This is a genomic window from Streptomyces sp. NPDC014656, from assembly GCF_043084305.1.
GTDB lineage: Bacteria > Actinomycetota > Actinomycetes > Streptomycetales > Streptomycetaceae > Streptomyces.
The window spans coordinates 86,584-101,149 of the sequence record NZ_JBIBZN010000019.1; the positions used below are offsets into that span (position 1 = coordinate 86,584).

The following is a 14,566-nucleotide window of genomic DNA, read 5'->3' on the forward strand; positions in this document are numbered from 1 at the left end:
ATGCTTGCAATAGTGTTCCCGGCGTGGCGGCCGCGCCCGGTACGGTGGCGGTGTGACGCGTGACACTCGCATACCGCTCGACGACCTCCGGCGCCTGCGCAGGGCGCGGGACCGGATGGACCGGGACTACGCGCAGCCGCTGGACGTGCCGGCGCTGGCCCGGACGGCGCTGATGTCCGCCGGGCACTTCGCGCGGAGCTTCCGGGCCGCCTTCGGGGAGACGCCGTACGGCTACCTCATGACCCGCCGGATCGAGCGGGCCAAGGCGCTGCTGCGGCGCGGCGACCTGTCGGTGACGGACGTCTGCATGGAGGTGGGGTGCACGTCGCTGGGCTCCTTCAGCTCGCGGTTCACCCAACTGGTCGGGGAGACGCCGAGCGCCTACCGGGCCCGCGCGCACGGGGCCGACGCCGCCCTGCCCGCCTGCGTCGCCAAGGTGGCCTCGCGACCGGTCAGGAACGGAGAAGCGCCGCTCGACACGGCTCCCTAGCGTGGAGGACATGGACATCAACCTGCACCAGTGCTTCATCGCCACCGACGACCACGAGGCCGCCCTCGGCTTCTACCGCGACGCGCTCGGCTTCGAGGTCCGCAAGGACGTGGGCTACGAGGGGATGCGCTGGGTGACCCTCGGGTCGCCCGCCCAGCCGGACGTCGAGCTCGTCCTCGAACCGCCGCTGGCCGACCCCGGCGCCACCGACGAGGACCGCAAGGCCGTCGCCGAGCTCCTCTCCAAGGGCCTGCTGCGCGGGGTCAACCTCCGCACCGCCGACGTGGACGCCGCCTTCGAGCGGGTCCGGGCGGCCGGCGCCGACGTGCTCCAGGAGCCGATGGACCAGCCGTACGGCGTCCGCGACTGCGCCTTCCGGGACCCCTCCGGCAACATGATCCGGATCGCCCAGGCGTAACCCCTCCGCTTCATGATCCGGATCGCCCAGGCGTAACCCCTCCGCTTCCGGACCGTCCGGAACGGATCCTTTCTGACTACCCTGGCGGACATGACCGCCATGACGCCCCGCCGCAGCGAGCCCGATCTCTCCTACCTCCTCGACCACACCAGTCACGTCCTGCGCACCCGCATGGCGGCGGAGCTGGCGGAGATCGGGCTCACCGCCCGGATGCACTGCGTCCTCGTCCACGCCCTGGAGGAGGAGCGGACCCAGGCGCAGCTGGCCGAGATCGGGGACATGGACAAGACGACGATGGTCGTCACCGTGGACGCCCTGGAGAAGGCCGGGCTGGCCGAGCGGCGCCCGTCGAGCACGGACCGGCGGGCCCGGATCATCGCGGTCACCGAGGCGGGCGCGCGGGTCGCGACGGAGAGCCGGCGGATCGTGGACGGCGTCCACGCGGGCGCCCTCGGCTCGCTCCCGGAGGAGGAGCGGGAGGTGCTGGTCCGCGCGCTCGGCCGGCTGGCCGGGGACCACCTGAGGACCCCGGTCGAGGGCCCGGCGACCGCCCGCCGGGCCCGCCAGAAGAACTGACCCCGCCCCGGAACCGGGACGGGAACCCCTCCATCAAGGTCCGTAAAAAATGGTCCGCGACAAAACCTTCTACTAGAGCCCCTCCTGTCGCCTCCACGGACAGGAGGGGTCCCCTGCGCGCCCGGCCCCGCTCCTACCGCTCGCCGCCCCCGCGGTCACGGCGGCCGCGCTCCGCGCGAAGGGCCCGGCCCGGCCGGAGGCAGCCGAGTCCGGTGCCGTCAGGGCCGCCTGACGGCGACTCAGGACGCGCGGGCCTCCACGAGGGCCGCGACGCCGTCCAGGATCCGGGCCAGGCCGAAGCGGAACTCGTCGCCGGGGCCGTCGGCCCGGTCCAGCACGCCGGACTCGATCACCCGTGACACCTCCGGGTACACGGCGGGATCGACCAGCCGCCGCAGGGTCCCGCTGTACCGGCGCATGGCCTCCTCCGGAGCGTCCCCTCCGCCCGCCATCGCCTCGCCCAGCTCGACCGCCATCAGGGCGTCGTTCTTCACGAAGCCGCCCAGCAGCATGGCCACCCCCAGCTTCTCCCCCTCGTCGAGGCCGGTCCCGCCCAGGGCGACCAGCCCCCACTCCCACCAGGCCACCGAGTTCGGCGTGGCGGGCGGGCCGGAGAGGGGGATCCGCAGCAGCCACAGGTGGCGCATGTAGACCTCCCGCAGGGCCCAGGCCCAGCGCTCCAGCCCCTCGCGCCAGTCGGTGCCGGGGCCGAAGAGCTCGGGCGGGGCGCCGGTCGCCGCCTCCTGCATGAGCACGTACAGCTCGTTCTTGGCGGAGACGTACCGGTAGAGGGACATCGTCGAGACGCCCAGCTCCTTGGCGACCCGTCCCATCGAGACGGCGGCGAGCCCCTCCGCCGAGGCGAGGTCCACCGCCGCGGCGACGATCCGGTCCAGGCTCAGCCCGGGTTTCGGCCCCTTGGTGGGGCGCTCGCGCAGCCCCCAGGCGGCCTCGATGGAGGCCGGCAGAAACGTGCCGCCCCCGCCCGAGGACGTCTTCCCGTCCTCTCCGTCCTTCTCGCCCGCCATGCGCGTCGCCTCCTGAGCTCGCTCGCTTGACGCCCATCCTAGTAATGCGTAACCCTTACACAGTAACGCGTAGGGCATACGCAGTACTCCGCCGAGCGCAGCAGAAGGGGACACCCATGCCTCCCGCCATCGAGACGGCCGGCCTCACCAAGACCTACGGCGCCGTCCGCGTCCTCGACGCCCTCGACCTCCGCGTCGAGGCCGGCACCGTCTTCGCCCTCCTCGGGCCCAACGGCGCCGGCAAGACCACCACCGTCCGGATCCTCACCACCCTCACCGCCCCCGACGCCGGACAGGCCCGCGTGGCCGGCCACGACGTCGTCGCCGAGCGGCGCGCGGTCCGCCGCGCCATCAGCCTCACCGGCCAGTACGCGGCCGTCGACGAGACCCTGACCGGCGCCGAGAACCTCCGCCTCACCGCCCGCCTCTCCGGCCTCTCCCGCAAGGCCGCCGCCCGCCGCGCCGACGAACTCCTCGAACGCTTCCGGCTCGCCGACGCCCGCGACCGCCAGGCGAAGACGTACTCCGGGGGTATGCGCCGCCGCCTCGACCTCGCCGCCGGCCTCGTCCGCGACCCCGGCACCACCCGGATCGTCTTCCTCGACGAGCCCACCACCGGCCTCGACCCGCGCAGCCGCAACGAACTCTGGGACGTCGTCCGCGAGTTGTCCGGCCACGGCACCACCGTCTTCCTCACCACCCAGTACCTGGAGGAGGCCGACCGGCTCGCCCACCGCATCGCCGTCCTCGGCGGCGGCCGCACCCTCGCCGAAGGCAGCCCCGAGGAGCTGAAGAGCCGTTACGCGGGCCACCGCCTCGACCTCGTCGCCCGCGACCGGGAGGCCTACCTCCGCCTCAGCCCGCACGCCACCGCCCACACCCCCGGGACCCTCACGCTCGGCGTCCCCACCGACGGCAGCGCCGCCCACGTCCGCGCCCTGCTCGACGAACTCGACCCGCACCGCACCGACATCGAACGCTTCGCCCTGCACAGCGCGACCCTCGACGACGTCTTCCTCCACCTGACCAGCACCACGAAGGAGCCGAGCCATGTCTGACGCGACCGCCCGCCCCCTCGCCGCCGCCACCGTCCTCGCCGGGCGCGGCGTCCTCCTCGGCCGGCGCAACCCCGACGCCGTCATCAGCGCGCTGGTGATGCCCGTCATGCTGATGCTGGTCTTCGTCTACTTCTTCGGCGGGGCCATCGACACCGGCGACACCCGCTACGTCACCTACGTCGTCCCCGGCGTCATCGTCCTGTGCGCCGGCTTCGGCGCCGCGGGCACCGCCGTCTCCGTCAGCGAGGACATGCGCGGCGGCACCGTCGACCGGCTCCGCACCCTCGACGTCGGCGCCGTCCCCTTCCTCACCGGACACGTCGTCGCCACCGTCGCCCGCAACCTGCTGGCCACCACGCTGGTCTTCGGCGTCGCCTTCCTCATCGGCTTCCGCCCCGCCGCCACCCCCGCCGGCTGGCTCGCCGCCATCGGCCTGCTGCTCGCCTACATCACGGCCGTCTCCTGGCTCTCCGCGGCGGCCGGACTGATCGCCCGCACCCCCGAGGCGGCCAACACGGTCACCTTCCTCATGATGTTCCTGCCCTACCCGAGCAGCGCCTTCGTGCCCATCGACACCATGCCGGGCTGGCTGCACGGCTTCGCCGAGCACCAGCCCGTCACCCCGCTCATCGAGTCCCTGCGCGGCCTGCTCCTCGACCAGCCGGTCGGCACCGCCCCCTGGACCGCCCTCGCCTGGTGCGGCGCCCTGCTGGCCCTGGCCGTCACCGTCTCCGGCGCGCTCTTCCGCCTGCGCACCCGCTGACCGGGCCTCCCGGAGCCGGGACGGGCCTCAGAAGACGTCCGGCGAGAACGCCCGCAGCGGCGTCCGGAACAGCAGCTCGGCCCGGGCCGCCGCCCCCGGCACCGCCTCCTCGATCCGGCCGAGCAGCGCGAGCCGGACCGGCGACGCGTCGCCGAGGACCAGCCGGGCCAGCTCGGCCACGTCGAGCACCAGATCGGCGGAGGCGGCCGTCGGGGCGCACGACGCCCCCTTCGGCGAGGCGTCCAGGCGGTAGCGGCCGCCCGCGAGGCCGTCGCCGTCCCGCACGTCGAGGACCAGCCCGTCCGTCACCGGATACGTCCGCTCCTCCAGGACCCGCACCACGTCGAGGACCCGCAGCCACATCATGTCCGCGTGGGTCACCGTCCGCGCCGCCCGCGGGTCCGGCAGCAGCATCGGCAGCGGGTCGTCCGGCGCCCGGTGACCGCTGCGGACGGTCGTCACCCAGTCCACCGAGCAGACGAACCGCCACAGCGCGTGCTCGGCGGCCGGCGTCGCCGCGACCAGGTCCCGCACGGTCAGCGTGTTCTCCGGCTGCTTGCCGTCGCCCCACTTGTCGTCGCAGCGGTACGACACGTACCCCTCGGGCTCCCCGGAAACCGAGCGGTAGACCGCGTAGTACGGCTCCGTCCACGGATCCAGGTGGTGCCCGCCGCCCGTGCCCACGTCCCAGTTGCGCTCCGTGCGGCCGGTGACGCCGGCCCGGACACCGGCGAGCCGCCGGTGCAGCCCCGGCCCGATCCGGCGGATCTCCGCCCCGTCGGAGAGATCGATCCGGCCACCGTCCTCCGGACGGCCCGCGCGCCGCGGATCGAGCCCCGCCCGGCGCACGTCCACGCTCCACTCGGTGGTCCAGCTCGCCGGACCGAAGCCGAACCGGCCGTAGATCGGGTACTCGGCGGCGATCAGGGTCGCGACCGCGTCGCCCCGCTCCCTGGCGGCGGCCAGGTCCCTCGCCATCAGCCGGCTCAGCAGCCCGCGCCGCTTGTGCGTCGGCGCGACCGTCACCTGCGTGACCGCGTCCGCGACGAGGGAGCCGCCGCCGACGGTGCTCAGCTCCTGCCGGAAGGACCGGAAGGTGGCGACCACCCGGCCGTCCTCCACCGCGCCCAGCGTCCGGTCGAGATCGACGTGCGCCAGCCGGTCGGCCACCAGCGCGTCGGGCACCACGGGCTCGTGCAGGAACCCGGTCCGCAACGCCCGCAGCCAGTCGGGGAACTCGGACTCGGTCACCGCGCGCAGTTCGACAGACATCCCCCGACCCTACGCACGCCCCGCCGTTCCGCCACCGGATTTTTCCCGGCTCCCCGGCCGGTCAGGCCAGCAGGTCGTCGACCTGGGCCTCGCCCTCGCGGTAGCGCCGGGCGATCTCCGCCCCGCAGTCGTCGGCGGTGCGCTGGAGGGCCTGGCGGCGCTGCGAGACCTGCTGCTCGTAGCCCGCGAGCCGCCCCATCGCGGTGTGCAGCTCCTCGTCGGTGCGGGCCGTCAGGTCCGACAGCTCGACCTCCGACAGCATCTCGGCGGCCAGCCGCCGGTACTCCTCCCCGCGCGGCGTGGACAGCGTCACGTGCCGGGCCGAGGTGCGGTGCCGCGACGGCACGTCCGCCAGGATCTCGGAGAGCCGGTCGAGCACCGGCGCCTCCGGATCGGTCCGCCGGGCCAGCTCGGCCCGCAGGATGTCGATCCGGCCCTGGAGCATCCGCCGCACGTAACTGAGATCGGCCTCGTCGCTCTGCGCGTCCCGGCGCAGCGCCCGCAGCTCGGCGAGGCGCAGCCCGCCCAGCTCCTGCCCCGGGCGGCCGGACGGCGCCGGCTCGGCGGTCCGCTGCACGGGCGGCCGCCCGACCGGCCCGCCGGGCACCGCTCCGGCGGAGCGGATCAGCGGTACGGGACCGGACGGCGTCGGCCCGGTGCTGGAAGCACTCATGAGAATCGTCCCCTCGACCGGTGCGGAGCCGCACCGCCTCCTGGCATGGTGCCACCCCGGCACGCGCGCGTGCAGGCGCTCTGCACCCGTTCGGCCCCCAGAAATCCCCGATCGATAGGTTGGGACCCATGCGAGCTGTGGTGCAGAGGGTGGACGGCGCGAAGGTGGTCGTCGCAGGGGAGACGGTCGGCGAGATCACCGGCGAGGGACTGTGCGTCCTGGTGGGCGTCACCCACGACGACACCCCGGAGAAGGCGGCCCGATTGGCCAGAAAGCTCTGGTCCGTCCGGGTACTGGAGGAAGAGCGCTCCTGCTCCGACGTGAACGCCCCGCTCCTGGTGATCTCCCAGTTCACGCTCTACGGCGACGCCCGCAAGGGCCGCCGCCCCACCTGGAACGCCGCCGCCCCCGGCCCCGTCGCCGAACCCCTCGTCGACGAGGTCGTCGCCCAGCTGCGCGGGCTCGGCGCCCACGTGGAGACGGGCCGCTTCGGGGCCGACATGCGCGTCAGCCTCACGAACCACGGCCCGTTCACGGTCCTGCTGGAGGTCTGAGCCCTACGGCTCGACGACGGTCTCCTGCGCGGCGGCCGTCGTCCCCGCCACCAGCGGCGCGTCCACCGGCACGTTCCGCTTCACCAGGGCCAGGGCGATCGGCCCCAACTCGTGATGGCGGACCGCCGTGGTCACGAACCCGAGCTGACGCCCGTCCGGCCCGTCCGCGGCCAGCCGCAGCGGCGTGCCGTGCGCGGGCAGCGTGACCTCGCTGCCGTCCAGGTGCAGGAAGACCAGCCGGCGCGGCGGCTTGCCCAGGTTCTGCACCCGCGCGACCGTCTCCTGCCCCCGGTAGCAGCCCTTCTGGAGGTGCACGGCGGTGCCGATCAGCCCGACCTCGTGCGGGATCGTCCGGTGGTCGGTCTCGAAGCCGAGCCGCGGCCGGTGCCCCTCCACGCGCAGCGCCTCGTACGCGAGGACACCGGCGGTCGGCCCGTGCGCGGCGGCGAAGGACTCCAGCTCCTCGCGCGGCAGGAACAGGTCGCGGCCGTACGCCGTCTCCCGCACCACCACGCCCTCCGGCGCCTCGGCGGTCGATCCGGCCGGCAGGTGCACGACGGCGACGTCCTCCGTCCGGTCGGCGACCTCGACCCGGTAGAAGAACTTCATCGACTCCAGGTAGGCGATCAGCTCGCCCCGCGTACCCGGCTCGACGTGCGCCCAGACCGTCTCGCCGTCGTCGACGAGGGAGAGCGCGTGCTCGATGTGCCCGTTCGCGGAGAGGATCAGCGCCTCGGTGGCCCGGCCGGCCGGCAGGTCGCTGACGTGCTGGGTGAGCAGCAGGTGCAGCCAGCTCAGCCGGTCGTCACCGGTGACGGTGACGACCCCCCGGTGCGAGAGGTCGACGAAACCGGTGCCGTCGGCGAGGGCGCGCTGCTCGCGGAACAGGTCGCCGTAGTGGGCGGCGACGCCTTCGTCACGGCCTTCGGCCGGAACGGCGCCGGGCAGGGACAGCAAAGGGCTCTTCATGGGAAAAGCCTACGACTCCGCGTCCGCCGCCTTGCGGGAGCAGTCGGCGCACCGGCCGAAGATCGCGAAGTGCTTCATGTCGGTGTCGAACCCGAAGGTCTCGCGCAGCTTCCCGGTGAACTCCGCGGCCACCTCCACGTCCGCCTCGATGACCTCCGAGCAGTCCCGGCAGACCAGGTGCAGATGGTGGTGCCGGTCCGCCAGGTGGTACGTCGGCGCCCCGTGCCCCAGGTGCGCGTGGCTGACCAGCCCGAGCTCCTCCAGGAGCTCCAGGGTCCGGTACACGGTGGAGATGTTCACCCCGGAGGCGGTCTTCCGCACCTCGACGAGGATGTCGTCCGGCGTGGCGTGCTCCAGCACGTCCACCGCCTCCAGGACAAGCTGGCGCTGCGGCGTCAGCCGGTAGCCGCGCTGCCGCAGGTCGCTCTTCCAGTCGGTGCTCACCACGCCCCCCAGTTTGACATCCTCCGTCCCGTACAGGCGACGGATTCCCTCCTCAGGCCGCGTGCGGCCCGGCGGGTGGTTGACGCTTCACAGACCGGGTGTTCCCAAGGTCTCCGCGTCCTGACACCGCCTGCCCGGCGGCGTGATCGATGTTGCGGCCCGCATTGGTGTCCGCGTTGGCCTCGAACCCGCAGCCGGGGTTCTTGCAGACGAAGCGGGACTGGCTCTCCCGGTTCCCGGGTGTGACGACACCGCAGGCGGAGCAGCGGCGGGAGGTGTTCGGTGCGGGGACCCTGACCACGACACCACCGCGCTCCGCGGCTTTGTACTCCAGCATGGTCACCGTCCGGCCCCACGCTTCCGCGGCGATCGCCCGGTTGAGCCCGGCCTTCTGGCGGACGCCCGTGCCGGGGGCTTCCACGGTTCCCGCGGCGGACTTGACCATGTGGGTGACGGCCAGGTCCTCCACCCCGATGCGCGAGAACGTCTCGGCGATGCCGGTGGTGGTCTTGTGCTGCCAGTCGACCGCTCGGCGCTTGGCTGTCGCGCGGAGCCGGGCGATCTGGTCGTACGTGCGCGTCAGACGGCGTGAGTTCTTCTCGCCTGGCTTGCGGGCACGGCGCTTCCGTTCCCTGGACCTCTCCAGCCGGCGCAGGCGCATCGCTTCGCTCCTGGTGAGCCACGGACCGTGTTCACGGAACGTGCCGTCGGAGAGGGCCAGGGGCTTGGTGATGCCCCGGTCGATTCCAACCGTGGGGCCGGTGTGTCCGGCGGGGTTGGGCACCTCGCTCCGGAGGCGGAAGACGACATGCCAGCCGTCGGCCTCCTTCACGAGCCGGGCCCCGGTGACCCGGTCGCCCTTGTCCGCGCGCTTGCCGACCGGAAGATCCCTGGTCCAGCGGAACCGGACGTGCCCGATCTTCGGTGCCCACATGCGCCCCCATCTCCGGTTCAGCCGGACGATCCGGAGGTCACGGCCCTGCGGGATGTCGATGGCCGTGCGCGAGCGAAAACGGCCCTTGAAGTTCGGGGGCCGGGAGCGGCCGCCCCAGCAGTTCTTCCACGCCTGGAAGTACGTCTTCAGCACGGCCTGCGCCGCTTGAGCGGGGAGAACACCGAGCCAGGGAAGATCCTTGCGGCCCTGCCGGATCGCCTCGTCGGCGGCGGTCAGGTTGCGGCGCTCCTTGGGAAGCATCGTCCACCAGTCGTGGACGAGGTTCCACAGCGCGCGGGCCGCATGTCCTTGGTCCTCGGCTGCAGCGAATTGGGCGGGGGTGAAGTACACCTTGGTCTTGCAGCCACGCTGACGTTCCAATCTCCCTGCCCACCACTCGTACATCCGACAGGCGACGGCGGGGACGCCCCCGCTCAACCGGCGGCTACGACGCTACCCGGCCGCCTCGGCCATCCGGCCCCGATGACAGGAGGCTTCGACATACCGGCCGCCACCTGCGCGTTCATGCGAACTCGTGTCACCGGTCCGGCATCGGATGATCATTGATGTCGGCGTTCCGTCCGTACGGCCGGTCCCGTACGGGTGGCTGGGAGGGATGTGCCCGAGGGCCCGCCGACAGCGTCGGCGGGCCCTCGGGAAGCCTGCGGGTCCTACTTGAAGAAGGCGATGCCGTCGTCCGGCATGTCGGGGAGGTTGCGGGCCATCTCGGCGACCTCTTCCGGGGTGACGACCTTCTTCAGGTGCGCCGACATGTAGGGGCGGAGCGGGACCTCGGGGGTCGCCTTCTCGCCGACCCACATGAGGTCGCTCTTCACGTAGCCGTAGAGGCGCTTGCCGCCGCTGTACGGGCCGGAGGCCGCGGTGCGGGCCACGGCGTCGGTCGCCAGGTCGATCTGCGGCTTCTGGTCGGCGAGCTCGCCGTACCAGACCTCCACGACGCCGTCGTCGCGGACCATGACGACCTCGACCTTGCGGTCCTTGTCGATCCGCCAGAAGCCGCTCTCGCTCTCCAGCGGGCGGACCTTGTTCCCCTCGTTGTCGAGGACCCAGGAGTGCGAGTGGTACTCCAGGAAGTCCCGGCCGTCGTGGCTGAAGGTCACGGACTGGCCGAAGTTGCACTTCTCGGCGCCGGGGAAGTCGGACACGCCGGCGCCCTCCCAGGTCCCGAGGAGGAACGCGAGCGGGACGAGGTCCGGGTTGAGGTCGGACGGGATCTGGATCATGAGCGACTCAGACGATCTGTGAAGGGGGATCGGTGAAGGAGGGGGAACCGGAAGGTCAGCGCTGGCCCTGGTACAGCTTCTTCACGGTCAGACCGGCGAAGGCGAGCACGCCGACGGCGACCAGGACCAGCAGGGTCTCGAAGAAAACGATCACGGGGTGCTCCTCGGCTGAGGGTGAAGGCGGAACGGGCCGGACCCCAGCTTAGTGGGCGGGGGCCCGGCCCACTCGGTGAGGTGGGTCTCGCCGGCGATCAAGCACCGGTACGGACGCGGCCGTCAGCCCAGCAGCTGCGCCTGGAGCGCGACGGTCTGCTGGAAGGGCACGGTCAGCGTGCCGCCCTTCCGCGTCTGGGTGACCACCGCGAAGGTGTCACCGGCCTGGATGAGCGACCACCGGGTCTGCCGCGGGCCGTACGGCTCCGCCTCCTTGTACGCGTAGACCGCGAGGTACGGCACCTCCACGTCCTGGGTGGTGCCCGCGTCGGCCTCCTGCGTCTCGACGCCGACGGGCAGCCACTCGCTCCTGACGAGCCGGCGGGCCGTCTCGTCCTTGAAGTCCTCCGCGAAGGCCACCGACGAGAAGCGCAGCAGGTGGATCCGGGTGCTGGTGCCGTCGGGCGTGGTCCAGCCGCGCGCGGCGACGTGCCGGAGCGCCGAGTCGGCCAGGTACGCCTTCACCTCGCCCCGGTCCTGCTCGGCCAGCTCCGCGAGGTAGGAGTCGACCCCGGCCCAGCCGCCCTTCAGCTTCGGGTCGACGGTCGCCCCGGCCGGTGCGGGGAGCAGCAGCTTCCGCACATCGGTGTGGTGGACCTCGGCCTCGTTGCCGTCGGTGAACGGCCGCTGGACGCCCTCCGGCAGCGCCGGGAGCGTGAGCTCCGGGTACTCCCAGCGCCCGTCGGACTCGGTCGCGAGCCCCGGCACGTCGGTGCGCTCCATGGCGGTGATCCCCATGGCCGCCCCGGCCCCGACCCCTCCGCAGACGAGCACGGCGGCGGTCCACCGGAGGATCCCCCGGAGCACCCGCCGGGACTTCTTGGGGGCGGGAGCGGGGGCGGGCTCGGCGACGGGGTCCACGGCGGTGACGGGGACGGGGACGGAGGGGGTGTCCGCGTCCACGGATCCGGCCCGCTCGGGCACCGGGCTTCCGGCCTCGGGGACGGGGGCGGGGGCGGCCTCGGCGCCGGTCCCGGTCCCGGTCTCGATCTGGGCCTGCTCGGTCATACGTACTCCCCCGGGGATGCGATGTGGTCGAGCTGCCGCGTCATCAGCTTCGCCACGCGCGCCTTGTCGAACGGCTTGGCGCCCGACGCCGTCATGGTGACGAGGACCTCGGAGTCGTACGCGAGGCAGACCATCCGGTCCAGTTCCTCGGCCCGCTCCTTCTTGTCCAGCTCCTCGTCCTGGGGCGTCATGTGGCAGACGGCGTTCTTGTGCCCCTGGACCTTGGGCCCCTTCGGGAACTCCAGGAACTCCAGGATGTCCTTGCGGAGCCGGTAGCTGCTCCGGACCTGCTTCTTGTCCTTCATGCTCGTGACCGTGAAGGAGACCTCCAGACCGTTGTCGGGGTCGGCGAAGGAGCGCACCCCGACGCCCTGGAGCCCGAGCTTGTCGATCTCCTTCTCGAAGGCGCGGCGCTTCTTCCCGGAGAGCCCCTCGCCCGCCTGCTTCATCAGCGCGGTCGCCTCGGCGGCGCCGAGCTCGCCGTCGTTGCCGTACAGCTCCTGGTCGGGGCCGAACTCGTAGCCGTCCGGCAGCGGCAGCAGCAGCCGGCTCAGCGGCGTCGCGGTCCTGCCGCGCTCCAGGCCGGCGGCGGGGTCGCGGTCCCGCGCGGTCTTCTCCGTCGGGCCCCAGACCCGGGTGGGCGAGGTGCGGTCGGCGGAGCCGACGGTGAGCAGGGTGTAGGTGACACCGCCGCCGATCAGTCCGAGGACGAGCACGGAGGGCAGCACGACCCGCAGCAGCACCCGCCCGAGGCCCCTCTTCTTCCCGGCCTGCTCCGCCGGGGGCAGCTCCGCGGGTTCGGTCACGTCGTTCCGGTCCTCACTCACAGGCGCCCCAGCTGTCGCTCGGCCAGCGAACGGATGTCCTTCTCGGAGATCTTCTTGGTGTCGAAGATGAAGATCTCGACCGCGATGTCGCCCCGGTGGAAGTAGGCCCGGGCCTGGTAGGAGTCCAGGTACCCGGCCTTCCGCTCCACGGGGAAGACGTAGTAGCGGCCGTTGGTGGAGCCCTTGAGTTCCACGCCGTCGCTGCGGGCGTAGTCCTCGTCGGGCATGTAGTCCTGCTGGTCCAGGGTGTGGTCCCGCGCGCCGAGCTCGGTGCCCGCGCGGTACTGCACGAGCCGGACCTCGGTGCGGCGGTGCTCGCCCGAGGCCCAGGAGGTCGCGGCGACCCGCCGGAGGTCGAGCTCCAGCTGGTAGCCGAGGGCGCCGCCGGGGTTCTCGAAGTCCGAGGCGAAGGAGGCCGCCGACATCCAGCCGTCGACGTTGTCCGCGTACCGGTCCTCCTTCGCGCCGGCGGGCTTCGGCACCAGCAGCTTCCGCAGGTCGCCCCGGGCCTTGGCCTGGCGGTCCTCGGAGGCGGGCAGCGGCGTGGGCTCCTGCCCCTTCGGCAGCGGCTTCGCCGGGTACGCGAGCCCCGGCTGGTTCAGCGGCGGGAGCGGCGTCGGCTCCCGCTCGGCCTGGATGCCGTAGCCGACGGCGGTGCCGCCGACGAGGCCGATGACGGCGGCGACGGCGATCAGCCCGGCCGTGCGTGCCAGTCGGCGGCCGCGGCCGGGAACCGACCGCGCGGGCGGCTCCGGGCCGGGATCCGGTGCGGGCACCGGGGTGTTCTGAGCGGTTTCAACCGCTTCCGAGGCTTCCAAGAAAGTCCCCCCACGAGACTAGAAGGACGGATTCCGCGATCCGCGCATCCACCTGACCCGTGAGGCACGCATGAAGTTGCACGGCCTCGCATTACAGTTCGGTATATGGCGAAGAAGCTCGTGATCAAGGTGACCGCCGGGGCCGACGCCCCGGAACGCTGCTCCCAGGCCTTCACCGTGGCCGCCGTAGCCGTCGCGAGCGGCGTCGAGGTGTCCCTGTGGCTGACCGGCGAGTCCTCGTGGTTCGCCCTCCCGGGCAGGGCCGCCGAGTTCGACCTCCCGCACGCGGCCCCCCTGCCCGACCTGATCGACTCGATCCTGGCGGCGGGCCGCATCACCCTCTGCACCCAGTGCGCCGCCCGCCGCGAGATCACCGAACAGGACGTCCTGGAGGGCGTCCGCATCGCCGGTGCGCAGGTCTTCGTCCAGGAGGCCCTCGCCGACGGCACGCAGGCGCTCGTCTACTGACCCGGCCGGACTACTCCCGCGGCCCGCGCTTCCTGCCGTCGAGCTCGTCCCACCACTCGTCCGACTGCGGGTCGCCCGAGGGGTCGTCCCACCACCGGTCCTCGGGGCCCCGCCGGTTCGCGACCACCGCGGCCACCGGCGGGATCACCATGGCCACCACGCACATCCCGATGGCCGCCGGCATGGAGAAGAGCCGCACCACGGCCCAGGCGCCCACGAAAAGCACCAGGCAGGCACCCATCATCCAGAAGTAGACGTGCCGACGCCGCGCGTACACACCTCCAGCGTACGACCGCGCCCGGCCGCCGGACAGGCGACGACGACCGGCGGCCCGGCGGCCGGAGGCCGCCGCAGCGAGCCGAAGCCCGGGAGGCGCCCAGGCGCCGAGCGGTGCGAGGCACGCCGAAAGAACACAGACCGGAGGGCCGTGCCTCAAGTCCTGGAATAGGCGTCCAACCCCCCAGGAGGCACGGCCCTCCGGCCGTTCGGGTGCCGCTCGCGCGGCGTGCGCGGATCAGACCGCGATGGCGACGTCCGTCAGGCTGCCCGTCTCGGTGACGACGACCTTGCGGTCGGCCTGGGCGCCGGGGACGAGGGCCCGGAGGGTCCACTCGCCGGTGGCCGCGTAGAAGCGGAACTGACCGGTGGCGGAGGTGGGGACCTCGGCGGTGAACTCGCCGGAGGAGTCCAGGAGGCGGACGTAACCGGTGACGGGCTCGCCGTCCTTGGTCACCTGGCCCTGGATGGCCGTCTCACCGGGCTTGAGCGTGCTGACGTCGGGGCCGCCGACCTGTGCTCCACACATGTTC

Annotated in this window: 19 protein-coding genes; 7 read left to right on the top strand and 12 right to left on the bottom strand. The window is 72.8% G+C overall.

Annotation, left to right across the window (positions count from 1 at the left end):
- Window positions 1–70: 70 nt before the first annotated feature.
- The 3 genes from ACF1ED_RS32555 (at window position 71) to ACF1ED_RS32565 (ending at window position 1,484) form a co-directional block, all read left to right on the top strand.
- Complete coding sequence (locus ACF1ED_RS32555; RefSeq protein ID WP_391766768.1) at window positions 71–490, top strand: helix-turn-helix transcriptional regulator; 420 nt, start codon at window positions 71–73, stop codon at window positions 488–490.
- A gap of 10 nt (window positions 491–500) precedes the next feature.
- Entirely contained in the window at window positions 501–908 is a 408-nt protein-coding gene (locus ACF1ED_RS32560) for a VOC family protein (RefSeq protein WP_391766650.1), read from the top strand.
- 90 nt (window positions 909–998) lie between these two features.
- On the top strand, window positions 999–1,484 hold the full coding sequence (locus ACF1ED_RS32565) for a MarR family winged helix-turn-helix transcriptional regulator (RefSeq protein WP_391766652.1): 486 nt from the start codon (window positions 999–1,001) through the stop codon (window positions 1,482–1,484).
- A gap of 239 nt (window positions 1,485–1,723) precedes the next feature.
- Here the strand turns inward: ACF1ED_RS32565 and ACF1ED_RS32570 are convergent, their stop codons facing one another.
- Complete coding sequence (locus tag ACF1ED_RS32570; protein ID WP_391766654.1) at window positions 1,724–2,512, bottom strand: TetR/AcrR family transcriptional regulator; 789 nt, start codon at window positions 2,510–2,512, stop codon at window positions 1,724–1,726.
- A gap of 116 nt (window positions 2,513–2,628) precedes the next feature.
- Here ACF1ED_RS32570 and ACF1ED_RS32575 point away from each other — a divergent pair, with 116 nt between their 5' ends.
- Together ACF1ED_RS32575 and ACF1ED_RS32580 are read left to right on the top strand one after the other, a co-directional pair.
- The gene (locus ACF1ED_RS32575) at window positions 2,629–3,570 is read left to right on the top strand and encodes an ATP-binding cassette domain-containing protein (RefSeq protein ID WP_391766656.1); all 942 of its coding nucleotides are present in this window, start codon (window positions 2,629–2,631) and stop codon (window positions 3,568–3,570) included.
- The gene (locus ACF1ED_RS32580) at window positions 3,563–4,333 is read left to right on the top strand and encodes an ABC transporter permease (protein ID WP_391766658.1); all 771 of its coding nucleotides are present in this window, start codon (window positions 3,563–3,565) and stop codon (window positions 4,331–4,333) included. The genes ACF1ED_RS32575 and ACF1ED_RS32580 overlap by 8 nt, the downstream gene beginning before the upstream one ends.
- 27 nt (window positions 4,334–4,360) lie before the next feature.
- Here ACF1ED_RS32580 and ACF1ED_RS32585 read toward each other — a convergent pair whose 3' ends face one another.
- Window positions 4,361–5,605: a GNAT family N-acetyltransferase gene (locus ACF1ED_RS32585; protein WP_391766660.1), complete on the bottom strand. Its 1,245-nt coding sequence runs from the start codon at window positions 5,603–5,605 to the stop codon at window positions 4,361–4,363.
- A gap of 61 nt (window positions 5,606–5,666) precedes the next feature.
- Window positions 5,667–6,278 carry an ABC transporter substrate-binding protein gene (locus tag ACF1ED_RS32590; protein ID WP_391766662.1) on the bottom strand — a complete coding sequence of 204 codons (612 nt, stop codon included), beginning with the start codon at window positions 6,276–6,278 and terminating at the stop codon, window positions 5,667–5,669.
- A gap of 128 nt (window positions 6,279–6,406) precedes the next feature.
- Here ACF1ED_RS32590 and dtd point away from each other — a divergent pair, with 128 nt between their 5' ends.
- Entirely contained in the window at window positions 6,407–6,832 is a 426-nt protein-coding gene (gene dtd / locus ACF1ED_RS32595) for a D-aminoacyl-tRNA deacylase (RefSeq protein ID WP_391766664.1), read from the top strand.
- Window positions 6,833–6,835: 3 nt separating this feature from the next.
- On the opposite strand, the gene ACF1ED_RS32600 is transcribed toward dtd, so the two are convergent.
- From ACF1ED_RS32600 to ACF1ED_RS32630, 7 genes are all read right to left on the bottom strand, one after another.
- Window positions 6,836–7,801 carry a YgfZ/GcvT domain-containing protein gene (locus ACF1ED_RS32600; protein ID WP_391766666.1) on the bottom strand — a complete coding sequence of 322 codons (966 nt, stop codon included), beginning with the start codon at window positions 7,799–7,801 and terminating at the stop codon, window positions 6,836–6,838.
- Between the two features lie 9 nt (window positions 7,802–7,810).
- Window positions 7,811–8,248, bottom strand: coding sequence for a Fur family transcriptional regulator (locus ACF1ED_RS32605; RefSeq protein ID WP_043226216.1), 438 nt, complete (start codon window positions 8,246–8,248; stop codon window positions 7,811–7,813).
- A gap of 49 nt (window positions 8,249–8,297) precedes the next feature.
- Window positions 8,298–9,560: an RNA-guided endonuclease InsQ/TnpB family protein gene (locus tag ACF1ED_RS32610; protein ID WP_391766668.1), complete on the bottom strand. Its 1,263-nt coding sequence runs from the start codon at window positions 9,558–9,560 to the stop codon at window positions 8,298–8,300.
- A 290-nt stretch (window positions 9,561–9,850) separates the two neighbouring features.
- Window positions 9,851–10,423 (bottom strand): FABP family protein, encoded by a 573-nt coding sequence (locus ACF1ED_RS32615; RefSeq protein WP_043226217.1) that lies wholly within the window; start codon window positions 10,421–10,423, stop codon window positions 9,851–9,853.
- A 276-nt stretch (window positions 10,424–10,699) separates the two neighbouring features.
- A complete protein-coding gene (locus tag ACF1ED_RS32620; protein ID WP_391766670.1) occupies window positions 10,700–11,644 on the bottom strand; it encodes a hypothetical protein in 945 nt (314 codons plus the stop codon).
- Window positions 11,641–12,450 carry a hypothetical protein gene (locus ACF1ED_RS32625; protein ID WP_391766672.1) on the bottom strand — a complete coding sequence of 270 codons (810 nt, stop codon included), beginning with the start codon at window positions 12,448–12,450 and terminating at the stop codon, window positions 11,641–11,643. The genes ACF1ED_RS32620 and ACF1ED_RS32625 overlap by 4 nt, the downstream gene beginning before the upstream one ends.
- A gap of 17 nt (window positions 12,451–12,467) precedes the next feature.
- The gene (locus tag ACF1ED_RS32630) at window positions 12,468–13,247 is read right to left on the bottom strand and encodes a hypothetical protein (RefSeq protein ID WP_391766674.1); all 780 of its coding nucleotides are present in this window, start codon (window positions 13,245–13,247) and stop codon (window positions 12,468–12,470) included.
- 147 nt (window positions 13,248–13,394) lie between these two features.
- Here ACF1ED_RS32630 and ACF1ED_RS32635 point away from each other — a divergent pair, with 147 nt between their 5' ends.
- Complete coding sequence (locus tag ACF1ED_RS32635; protein WP_391766676.1) at window positions 13,395–13,757, top strand: DsrE family protein; 363 nt, start codon at window positions 13,395–13,397, stop codon at window positions 13,755–13,757.
- A gap of 10 nt (window positions 13,758–13,767) precedes the next feature.
- On the opposite strand, the gene ACF1ED_RS32640 is transcribed toward ACF1ED_RS32635, so the two are convergent.
- Both ACF1ED_RS32640 and ACF1ED_RS32645 read right to left on the bottom strand, forming a co-directional pair.
- Window positions 13,768–14,034, bottom strand: a complete 267-nt coding sequence (locus tag ACF1ED_RS32640; protein WP_391766678.1) for a DUF3099 domain-containing protein — start codon at window positions 14,032–14,034, stop codon at window positions 13,768–13,770.
- Window positions 14,035–14,271: 237 nt separating this feature from the next.
- Window positions 14,272–14,562 (bottom strand): DUF1416 domain-containing protein, encoded by a 291-nt coding sequence (locus tag ACF1ED_RS32645; protein WP_043226222.1) that lies wholly within the window; start codon window positions 14,560–14,562, stop codon window positions 14,272–14,274.
- Window positions 14,563–14,566: the final 4 nt, after the last annotated feature.

Bases quoted from the DNA above. Each gene is read 5' to 3' on its own strand.
- ACF1ED_RS32565 (WP_391766652.1), top strand. From the start codon at position 999: ATGACCGCCATGACGCCCCGCCGCAGCGAGCCCGATCTCTCCTACCTC.
- dtd (WP_391766664.1), top strand. From the start codon at position 6,407: ATGCGAGCTGTGGTGCAGAGGGTGGACGGCGCGAAGGTGGTCGTCGCA.
- ACF1ED_RS32635 (WP_391766676.1), top strand. From the start codon at position 13,395: ATGGCGAAGAAGCTCGTGATCAAGGTGACCGCCGGGGCCGACGCCCCG.
- ACF1ED_RS32600 (WP_391766666.1), bottom strand. From the start codon at position 7,801: ATGAAGAGCCCTTTGCTGTCCCTGCCCGGCGCCGTTCCGGCCGAAGGC.
- ACF1ED_RS32615 (WP_043226217.1), bottom strand. From the start codon at position 10,423: ATGATCCAGATCCCGTCCGACCTCAACCCGGACCTCGTCCCGCTCGCG.
- ACF1ED_RS32585 (WP_391766660.1), bottom strand. From the start codon at position 5,605: ATGTCTGTCGAACTGCGCGCGGTGACCGAGTCCGAGTTCCCCGACTGG.
- ACF1ED_RS32580 (WP_391766658.1), top strand. From the start codon at position 3,563: ATGTCTGACGCGACCGCCCGCCCCCTCGCCGCCGCCACCGTCCTCGCC.
- ACF1ED_RS32590 (WP_391766662.1), bottom strand. From the start codon at position 6,278: ATGAGTGCTTCCAGCACCGGGCCGACGCCGTCCGGTCCCGTACCGCTG.
- ACF1ED_RS32645 (WP_043226222.1), bottom strand. From the start codon at position 14,562: ATGTGTGGAGCACAGGTCGGCGGCCCCGACGTCAGCACGCTCAAGCCC.
- ACF1ED_RS32570 (WP_391766654.1), bottom strand. From the start codon at position 2,512: ATGGCGGGCGAGAAGGACGGAGAGGACGGGAAGACGTCCTCGGGCGGG.
- ACF1ED_RS32575 (WP_391766656.1), top strand. From the start codon at position 2,629: ATGCCTCCCGCCATCGAGACGGCCGGCCTCACCAAGACCTACGGCGCC.
- ACF1ED_RS32560 (WP_391766650.1), top strand. From the start codon at position 501: ATGGACATCAACCTGCACCAGTGCTTCATCGCCACCGACGACCACGAG.
- ACF1ED_RS32620 (WP_391766670.1), bottom strand. From the start codon at position 11,644: ATGACCGAGCAGGCCCAGATCGAGACCGGGACCGGGACCGGCGCCGAG.